Below are 8,680 nucleotides of genomic sequence, written 5' to 3' on the forward strand. Positions count from 1 at the left end.
GGAAATTATATATCCTTATACAGTATAAAAATTTTAAGAGATGAAAAAAATGACAACAGCTTTATTAGTGATTGATATTCAAAATGATTACTTTCCAAATGGGAAGATGGCTTTAACAAACCCTGAGAAAGCAGCACAAAATGCGGCTAAACTACTTTCACACTTCAGAAACACAGGCGCACTAGTCTTTCATGTACAGCATATCACAGAAGGTAACATGGCTCATTTTTTCCATCCAAATACAGAAGGTGTCGAAATTCATGAGTCAGTACGTCCATTAGAGAAAGAGACAGTTATTGTAAAATATATGCCGAATAGCTTTTTCAATACAGATTTACATGAAAAGCTACAAGAACAAGGTGTTAAAGAATTAGTTGTTTGCGGTATGATGTCCCATATGTGTATTGATGCAACAGTTCGTTCTGCAGTTGAACATGGTTATGTATGCCAAGTGGTAGAAGATGCTTGCGCAACAACAACATTGCAAATTGAAGATAAAATCGTTCCTGCTGAACATGTCCATTACGCATTTATGGCCGCATTAAATGGTGTCTATGCAACAGTGAAAACCACAGAGGCATTTTTAAAATAAAAGAATTTCCTTTGTGAACATAACGTCTTTCTTTTCACAAGAAAGATGATTCAACAACTTAAAAAAGGATGTTCAGAAAAATAACTTCTGGACATCCTTTATTCATTATCTTTATTTTGTTTTTCGGTATCATTATTCCCATCTGATAAAAGATCAAGATGTCCTGTTTTTGATCCATAGTAAGACCATGTACAGGAATTGTTTTTGCCATATAGATATTGATGAAGGTTTACATAAAGCACCTAATTGCTTGATTTACTTTAATGTTAGATCCCTCAATAACTCCATTCTCTTCTAATTTCTCTACTCTAGCTGTAGCTGCTGGCCATGTTAAATGTACTCTCTCCCAGATCTTTCATTGTAATTCGGCTATTATACATAATTTCTCTATAATTTTTTATCTGTTTGATCTATTTGAACGTTAATTCCTTTCGAAAATAAAGTCAAAGAGTTAAAACACTTTTTTTTATCTATGTATTTGAACACTGCTGATATTATACACTTAACTCTGTCGAACTAAGACAAATAAAAAAAAGAAAGTGAGTTGTAAATATGAATATTACACAAATTCGAAATGCAACAATTGTTGTAAAATACGCAAATAAAAAATTTTTAATAGATCCTATGTTAGCAGAGAAAGGTACGTACGCTACTTTCCCTGAAACGATCAGACAAGATCTATTTAATCCTTTGGTGAGTTTGCCAACGTCAATTGATAACATTCTGGATGGCGTAGATGCAGTCATTGTTACTCATCTACACCTAGATCACTTTGATGATGTGGCAAGAAACGTATTGCCGAAAAATATCAAAATGTTTGTTCAAAATGAAGCAGATGCAAAAGAAGTAAAATCAAGTGGTTTCAAAAATGTAGAAGTACTACAACAAGACACAGTTTTTGAAGGGATCCAATTAGTAAAAACAAAAGGTGAACATGGTAGAGGAGAAGAGTTATTAAACTTAATGGGTGAAGTTTGTGGATTAGTATTCAAGCACCCAAGTGAAAAAGTTTTATATGTAGCTGGTGATACAGTTTGGTATGATGCTATCGAAGACGAGATTCATACACATCAACCAGAAATCATTGTTGTTAATGGTGGAGACAATCAAAGATTAGAATTAGGTTCACTCATCATGGGAAAAGAAGACATCTATGAAGTTCACAAGGCTGCTCCTAATGCTAAGATTATATCTGTTCATATGGAAGCTGTTAACCATTGGACACTATCTAGAGAAGAATTAAAAAACTTTAGTAAGGAAAAAGGATTCTCAAGTAATATTTTAGTACCAGAAGATGGCGAGTCTTACACATTTTAATATGAACACCGACAAACAATATTGTCTTGTTCATATTTAAAAATAAGAAAATAGAAGAAGCTCATAATTATAAAAACTAATCATGAGCTTCTTCTAATGATGAATATAAAGAAATTTTAAATATATCGAAAATCCTAAATATATGGAATAACAAAAATGGAATTTCCAATGATGACAAAAAAACTTGAACAGCAACAGAGATATGTCGTTAGGAGGTAGAGATAATGACAAAAAAAGATACAATTATATCAACACAGCAGCCTGTTTGGTTACAAGGTTATATTGATTCACCAGAAAAACAAAACCAACTTTATAAAAAAACATTAAAAATCTTGATGGTTTCACAAATTTTTGGGGGAGCAGGACTTGGTGCTGGGATAACAGTTGGGGCGCTTCTTGCACAAGATATGATAGGATCGGAAAATGTAGCAGGAATTCCAACTGCCCTCTTTACTTTTGGATCTGCCGTAGCTGCCCTACTTATAGGAGCATCCTCACAACGTTTTGGTCGTAGAGCCGGACTTGCAGGTGGTTTCCTTATAGGTGGATTAGGTGCTATAGGTGTTATAATTGCATCTTTAATCAACAGCGTTGCCCTATTATTTGTTTCCCTTCTTATTTATGGAGCAGGTATGGCTTCTAATCTTCAAGTTCGGTATGCTGGGACAGACCTTGCAAATGAGAAACAACGGGCAACTGCTGCAAGTATGGCCTTAGTTTCTACTACTTTAGGAGCTGTAGTGGGTCCTAACTTAGTTAATACGATGGGGGAATTTGCAGATTCAATTGGTGTTCCCAATTTAGCTGGTCCGTTTATCATGTCAGGAGCAGCTTTTATAATTGCTGGATTTATTCTCTTAATTTTTCTTCGTCCAGATCCGCTGTTTGTATCAACAGCTATTGCGAATGCTGAGAAAAAAGACGATAAAGTACAGATAGGAGGATGTCTAAAAAATCCTGCTATAAACAAAAAAGGAATAATGGTAGGAGCTGTAATTATGATTTTAGCTCAACTAATCATGACAGCTATTATGACAATGACACCAGTTCACATGGGTCATCACGGTCATGGTTTAAGCGAAGTGGGATTAGTTATAGGGCTCCATATTGCAGCGATGTATCTTCCTTCACCATTGACTGGTTTATTAGTAGATAAGTTTGGTCGCACTACTATGGCTATTGCTTCAGGTGCTACACTTCTTGCCGCTGGATTGGTGGCAGCTATTGCACCGGCAGACTCATTATCATTACTAATCCTAGCACTAGTATTACTAGGGGTAGGTTGGAACTTTGGTTTACTAACGGGAACTGCCCTCATTATAGATTCAACACATCCATCTCTACGTGCAAAAACACAAGGAACATTCGATGTCTTAGTAGCACTATCAGGAGCAGCGGGTGGAGCCTTGTCAGGAATGGTTGTTGCACATTCTAGTTATACAATACTATCAATTTCTGGAGCCGTTTTATCATTGTTACTCATTCCAGTAGTTATTTGGTATTTTAAAGGGATTCAGGAAAAAGCATAAGCTTATATAACTTTCCTATACATTTGAAGAACCTAAGTAGACATTACTCTAAGGTGTCTTGGGTGTTATGTAACTTCAAGGTATAAGCGGAGATGTAACAAAACTTCGATTTAGGTGTAGTCGATTCCATTGTTGTGCTGGATACGGTAATGATGAAAAACGCCTGAGTGATAAATTAGAAGTCTCTTGGACATTATTTTGGAGAGGCACTGTAGATCAATAATTATATAGAAAGGGGTGTTTATATATGAAGAAAACAATTAAAGAACAAAAGTTGGTATTAATTATACTTCTTAGCAATATATTCATTGCATTTCTAGGTATAGGTCTCATCGTCCCCGTTATGCCGTCTTTTATGAATATCATGCATTTATCGGGAAAAACGATGGGCTATCTTGTCGCCGTACTTGCGGTAGCACAACTGCTTATATCACCGCTCGCAGGACGATGGGTTGACCATTATGGCAGAAAGAAAATCATCATAAGCGGTTTGTTTCTTTTTGGTGTTTCAGAACTTATCTTTAGTTTAGGCACGACTGTATCAGTGCTTTATATATCAAGGATTCTAGGGGGGATTAGTGCTGCCTTTATTATGACAGGCGTTACTGCATTTGTTGCAGATATTACATCCGTTCAGGAACGTCCAAAAGCGATAGGCTATATTTCTGCCGCCATTAGTACTGGCTTTATTATCGGACCTGGCATCGGTGGCTTTATTGCAGAATACGGTATACGTATGCCCTTCTTCTTTGCGGCAGGCATTGCCTTTTTAGCATGCATTTCATCCATATTTATTTTAAAAGAGCCGCTAACAAAGGAGCAGATTGTAGAAATTTCTGCAAATACAAAGCAAACAAACTTAATAGGCGATTTCAAAAGATCACTTAATCCACGTTACTTTACTGCCTTTATCATTGTATTTGTACTTGCTTTCGGATTATCAGCATATGAAACAGTTTTCAGCCTATTTTCTGATCATAAATTTGGCTTCACGCCGAAGGAAATTGCAACTATTATTACAATCAGCTCAATCTTCGGAGTTGTTATTCAATTATTTATGTTTGGAAAAATGGTAGATATACTTGGTGAAAAGAAACTAATTCAATTATTGTTAATTATAGGTGCAATATTGGCAGTGGCATCTACTTTAATCTCTAGCTTTTTAGCAGTGCTAGCGGTAACTTGCTTCATCTTCCTCGCATTTGACTTGCTTCGCCCGGCATTGACGACTTTTTTATCAAAAGCTGCCGATAAAGAGCAAGGATTTGTTGCTGGAATGAACTCAACCTATACGAGCTTAGGTAATATCGGAGGGCCAGCCATGGGTGGAATATTATTTGACGTAAACATCCACTATCCTTATCTTTTCGCTGCTGTCATTATGGTCATTGGCTTCGGTATTACAATTATATGGAAAGAAAACCGGTTGGGAGAAAGCTTAGCGAAAAACTTGAGATCCTAGTGGGGATAGTAAAAAAACCGATGATTTAAACCTCGGTTTTTTTATTTGTTTTCATATTCTTTGAAAATGACCTCATTTGGACAAACAGCTGTTACATAGCATTACCCAAGGAGTGATGCATTTTATGAAGGAATCATCATCGAGGGACCGCAAGCTGAAAAATGCATTAACGATTGCTATCATTATTTAATAAAACTTTATAGAAAGGAGATCCAGGGATCGAGCATCGACAGCCAGATCGAGGCCTGTATAAATAGGTGTGTTGAAGCATGCTATGAAGGGGTTTCTAGCGCGAGCTTTTATAACGTCCGGCTTTGGATTGCTTGAGAGAGGATGCAAGTAAGCAAGTAAAGGGCTTATAAGTAAAGTCATCTGCTTCTCGGAGAGCTTATCAGCGATGACAAAAAATGATTTTCATAACTCTTTCATATATTCTTTCTCTATTTTTTTTAAAAGAAACTTTAATGAAATAGAGAAAGCCGGAATGTTAGATCCGGCCTCTGCTAAATCATTTCCCCTTCGCCTTTTTCCGCTTTTCCTTCTCCGCCCGATAAAACTCATGAAACATCTTCATCAGCGCCCGTTTTTCAATTCGCGATACATAGCTGCGCGAGATACCGAGTTCTTTGGCAATCTCACGCTGCGTTTTTTCCTTCTTCAAATCAAGCCCAAACCGTCCGACAATCACTTCCTTCTCACGATCATCTAAAATGTCAATGTATTGTTTCACTTTTTCAAGCTCCATATTGAGCTGGATCGTATCAATCACGTCTTCATTTTCTGATTTTAGTACATCGATCAGGCTTATTTCATTCCCTTCCTTATCCTGCCCGATCGGATCATGAAGGGAAACGTCTTTTTTTGTTTTTTTCAATGCGCGTAAATGCATGAGAATCTCATTATTAATTACAAAAGGGGGGCGCACAGATTTCCCGTAACTGTTTGATTAAATAAATGTTGAGTCAGTTTCCTGTAATAAATGCTCAAACGTTTCTTCGCAAACGAAGGGGATACCTTAAATAACCAAGCTATATTTTCAATTGCATGTGATTGTATGTACGAAAGATTAATATTACGCAACATGAAAGTTGGAATGCAAAAGTGATATGTAAAATAATTCGACTGCCACTCCAAATAATCAGTCCAAGTTGCAGGCATTGTTTTTTTATCGCCTTCATGTCTATATATATGGCAAAATTCATGAGCAAAATCATACCATTGATCAACTCGGCTTTTTCGGCTGTCCAAGCATATGTTATAAATTCCGCTGTGTTTAAGTGCGAAGCTTGTTACAGGTTTAAACGAAAGCCTGATATCTAATGACTCAGCAATCCGTTCAAAATTAATTTGTTCAGGTTCTGTAATATCAATCTTTCTGTATAAGTTTTCAATCCAATCCTCTAAATGACTGTTTGTATACCTCAAGATAAAAAACCTCCTTAAAGACGACAATCTAAAAATTGGATTCGTTTAAATATTATAGGGAAATCAAGACTTTTTTCATAGGAAAATGCGTCTAATGAGATGGAATATGAATAACACGCATCTGGATTTCTCTAGAAAAGTAAAGGTCTTTAGGGATTTATGTCAAAATAATAGTAGGTACCTTATGCAACAAACAGCGAGTTTGGTTGCTTAATAAGGAGGGGGAAGTATGAAAAAGGAGCCTCTGGTGTCGGAACTTCAACATTGGGTGCTGCATTGTCAAAGTGTTTGCCTCATACGCATCTTGATACTGATAATTACTATTGGTTAGATAAATTCACTAAAAAAAGAGAAATTCCTGAAAGAAGAAAGTTGCTTGAAAAAGACTTAACAATAAATGAGAAATGGATTCTTTCTGGTGCAGTGTGTGGCTGGGGCGATAATCTAAAAAGTTATTTTGACCTTGTCGTCTTCTTATGGATTCCACAGGAAATACGGCTTGAGAGATTAAGGCATAGGGAATTTCAGCGTTATGGAAATGAAGTGTTAGCCGGTGGCAGTAAATATGAACAATCAAAAGCATTTTTAGAGTGGGCTTCTTTATATGATAATGCTGGAATGGAAGTTAGAAGTAAAGCTTTGCATGAACATTGGATGGAAGATTTATCTTGTCCAGTGTTAAAAATTGAAGGCGATTGCTCAGTCAATGAAAGAGTTGACCGTGTCTTGGATTTTTTGAATTCTAATTAAACTAACGGCTAGTGATTGAAAAAGAAGAACACGCAGCAGATTCGCTTGCTCTTGTTGGGGGCAAGTGTTGACAACCCTATTACTGGTTTAATTAAAGAAGGAGTATAAAACCTGTATCAAAGATGTTACTAGATATCTACGACACAGGTTTTATATTTAGGTAACTAATATTCTTATAGATTTAACTTTGCATTTTTTTATTCTGCAATAGTTGATTCTATTTCTGTTTTCAATTTTTCAAACCACTCTAAATTAACCAAGTGATGTGAACGGGAATTTTCGTTCATACGGCGAAAGTAATCGATTGTGCCGGGAATTTCTTGAGTGATGGACAGGTATTCATCAAGGAGCTCGATTCGAGTTTTAGTCTGATCGATTTGTGATTGGATCAGATCCAGTAATTTATTTTTGTCGAATTCATCGGCAAAGAGTAACGCCCCATAAAATTGCAGGTTCACATATTCCGATTTGGTGCCGTATTTGATCATTAATTTTTCGAATTCTGCCCTTCCCGAATCTGTGACTTTGTAGTTACGGATTTCACGCCCGCTGGTTGAGGGTTTCTGCTGAATCTGTTCAATTAAGCACTTTTCTTCAAGTTGCTGCAGATTGTAATAAAATGAACCTTTCGTGAAGTTAACAATGTATTTGTAATGACGTTTTTCCATTAAGGCCAGAAGTTCATAGCCATGAGCTCCGGGGTTTTGGATTAGCAAGCCAAGGATAAGTAAGGGAATCATGGTTTCATCACCTTCGCCATCCGCGCCTCAAATTCCGCGTACGTAATTTTACCCGAAGCCAAATCCATACTATGAAGGTAAATCTGTTCTGTTTTAGAATAGTCACCATTCACTTTCAGTGATTGCTCCTCTCCCGAAATGGGTTTCAAGATATGGTACTTTTTCGAAAAAGCCTCGAAATAGCGGTAACCGAATTTGCGTTGTGAAGCTGCGTCTAAATGAATGCCATCAGGATTCGCAGTCAAACCTGATGCAGTAACAAAATAACAATTCTGTTGTTCGTTGGAAAAACGAAGCAATTGTTCATTAACCTGTCGAAATTCAGTCGCGTGCTGTCCAAAACCGGTCTTCCCAAGAAAGTCACCAAGCCCTCCAATAATCAACGGTACCTCATCAATTTCCAACTCGTTTCTTAGCGTCTCGATGATAAGAGTTAATTTCTCGTAATAAGTTTCATGTAGCGAAAGATAACTGTCACTCTCACCTTGGTGCCAAAGGATTCCACAAATTTGACTGGATCGGAGGGCGAAGCGGGCTTCGGACAAAGCATGCTGAAAAAGGATGCCTTCCGGATGCCAGTCATTCAATGAACTGCCACCTTCCGCACAAGGGATCAAGCCAATTTCTTCATCGGGATGAGCTTTCGACCATGCATCTGCAAAAGATGCCGCTAGGCCAACACCGGAAACCGGACGGTCGTAATTAATCGGCTCTGTCATCATCTGCCACTGTCCATTGCGCAGCATTTTTATTTTTTCATTATAGATAGGGTCTACTTCATTCAAAAATCCACGGCCCGCCATATTCGACTGCCCCAACATTAAAAAAGACTTTATCATCTCATTTTTCACTTCTTTACATCAAT

The 8,680-nt window shown here is 37.1% G+C and carries 9 protein-coding genes and 3 pseudogenes; 6 read left to right on the forward strand and 6 right to left on the reverse strand.

Features of this window, described 5'->3' with window-relative positions:
* The first annotated feature begins 49 nt into the window (after positions 1 to 49).
* Positions 50 to 592, forward strand: coding sequence for a cysteine hydrolase family protein (locus LWH95_RS20455; protein WP_232920262.1), 543 nt, complete (start codon positions 50 to 52; stop codon positions 590 to 592).
* A 229-nt stretch (positions 593 to 821) separates the two neighbouring features.
* Here the strand turns inward: LWH95_RS20455 and LWH95_RS21750 are convergent, their stop codons facing one another.
* Complete coding sequence (locus tag LWH95_RS21750; RefSeq protein WP_323135013.1) at positions 822 to 944, reverse strand: winged helix-turn-helix transcriptional regulator; 123 nt, start codon at positions 942 to 944, stop codon at positions 822 to 824.
* A gap of 200 nt (positions 945 to 1,144) precedes the next feature.
* Between LWH95_RS21750 and LWH95_RS20460 the strand changes: the two genes are divergently transcribed.
* The 4 genes and pseudogenes from LWH95_RS20460 to LWH95_RS20475 all read left to right on the forward strand — a co-directional run bounded on the left by LWH95_RS20460 (position 1,145) and on the right by LWH95_RS20475 (position 5,153).
* A complete protein-coding gene (locus LWH95_RS20460) occupies positions 1,145 to 1,909 on the forward strand; it encodes an MBL fold metallo-hydrolase (protein WP_003237143.1) in 765 nt (254 codons plus the stop codon).
* A 224-nt stretch (positions 1,910 to 2,133) separates the two neighbouring features.
* Positions 2,134 to 3,438: an MFS transporter gene (locus tag LWH95_RS20465; protein ID WP_232920263.1), complete on the forward strand. Its 1,305-nt coding sequence runs from the start codon at positions 2,134 to 2,136 to the stop codon at positions 3,436 to 3,438.
* A gap of 247 nt (positions 3,439 to 3,685) precedes the next feature.
* A complete protein-coding gene (locus LWH95_RS20470) occupies positions 3,686 to 4,900 on the forward strand; it encodes an MFS transporter (RefSeq protein ID WP_232920264.1) in 1,215 nt (404 codons plus the stop codon).
* A 132-nt stretch (positions 4,901 to 5,032) separates the two neighbouring features.
* A pseudogene (locus LWH95_RS20475) lies at positions 5,033 to 5,153 on the forward strand (hypothetical protein).
* A 122-nt stretch (positions 5,154 to 5,275) separates the two neighbouring features.
* Here LWH95_RS20475 and LWH95_RS21840 read toward each other — a convergent pair.
* The 3 genes and pseudogenes from LWH95_RS21840 to LWH95_RS20485 all read right to left on the reverse strand — a co-directional run.
* Positions 5,276 to 5,366: pseudogene (locus LWH95_RS21840) on the reverse strand (hypothetical protein); the annotation flags it as partial.
* 42 nt (positions 5,367 to 5,408) lie between these two features.
* A pseudogene (locus tag LWH95_RS20480) lies at positions 5,409 to 5,807 on the reverse strand (sigma-70 family RNA polymerase sigma factor); the annotation flags it as partial.
* Positions 5,807 to 6,325, reverse strand: coding sequence for an ImmA/IrrE family metallo-endopeptidase (locus LWH95_RS20485; protein WP_042976629.1), 519 nt, complete (start codon positions 6,323 to 6,325; stop codon positions 5,807 to 5,809). The gene LWH95_RS20485 and the pseudogene LWH95_RS20480, both read right to left, overlap by 1 nt.
* Before the next feature lie 213 nt (positions 6,326 to 6,538).
* Between LWH95_RS20485 and LWH95_RS20490 the strand changes: the two genes are divergently transcribed.
* Positions 6,539 to 7,075: an ATP-binding protein gene (locus tag LWH95_RS20490; RefSeq protein ID WP_232920265.1), complete on the forward strand. Its 537-nt coding sequence runs from the start codon at positions 6,539 to 6,541 to the stop codon at positions 7,073 to 7,075.
* A 197-nt stretch (positions 7,076 to 7,272) separates the two neighbouring features.
* Here LWH95_RS20490 and LWH95_RS20495 read toward each other — a convergent pair whose 3' ends face one another.
* Positions 7,273 to 7,815, reverse strand: coding sequence for a PadR family transcriptional regulator (locus LWH95_RS20495; protein ID WP_060399085.1), 543 nt, complete (start codon positions 7,813 to 7,815; stop codon positions 7,273 to 7,275).
* Complete coding sequence (locus LWH95_RS20500) at positions 7,812 to 8,654, reverse strand: sialate O-acetylesterase (protein WP_232920266.1); 843 nt, start codon at positions 8,652 to 8,654, stop codon at positions 7,812 to 7,814. Before LWH95_RS20500 ends, LWH95_RS20495 begins: the two co-directional genes overlap by 4 nt.
* Between the last annotated feature and the right edge of the window lie 26 nt (positions 8,655 to 8,680).

The sequence above is a fragment of the Bacillus sp. G16 genome (assembly GCF_021282335.1).
GTDB classification, from domain to species: Bacteria; Bacillota; Bacilli; order Bacillales; family Bacillaceae; genus Bacillus; species Bacillus inaquosorum.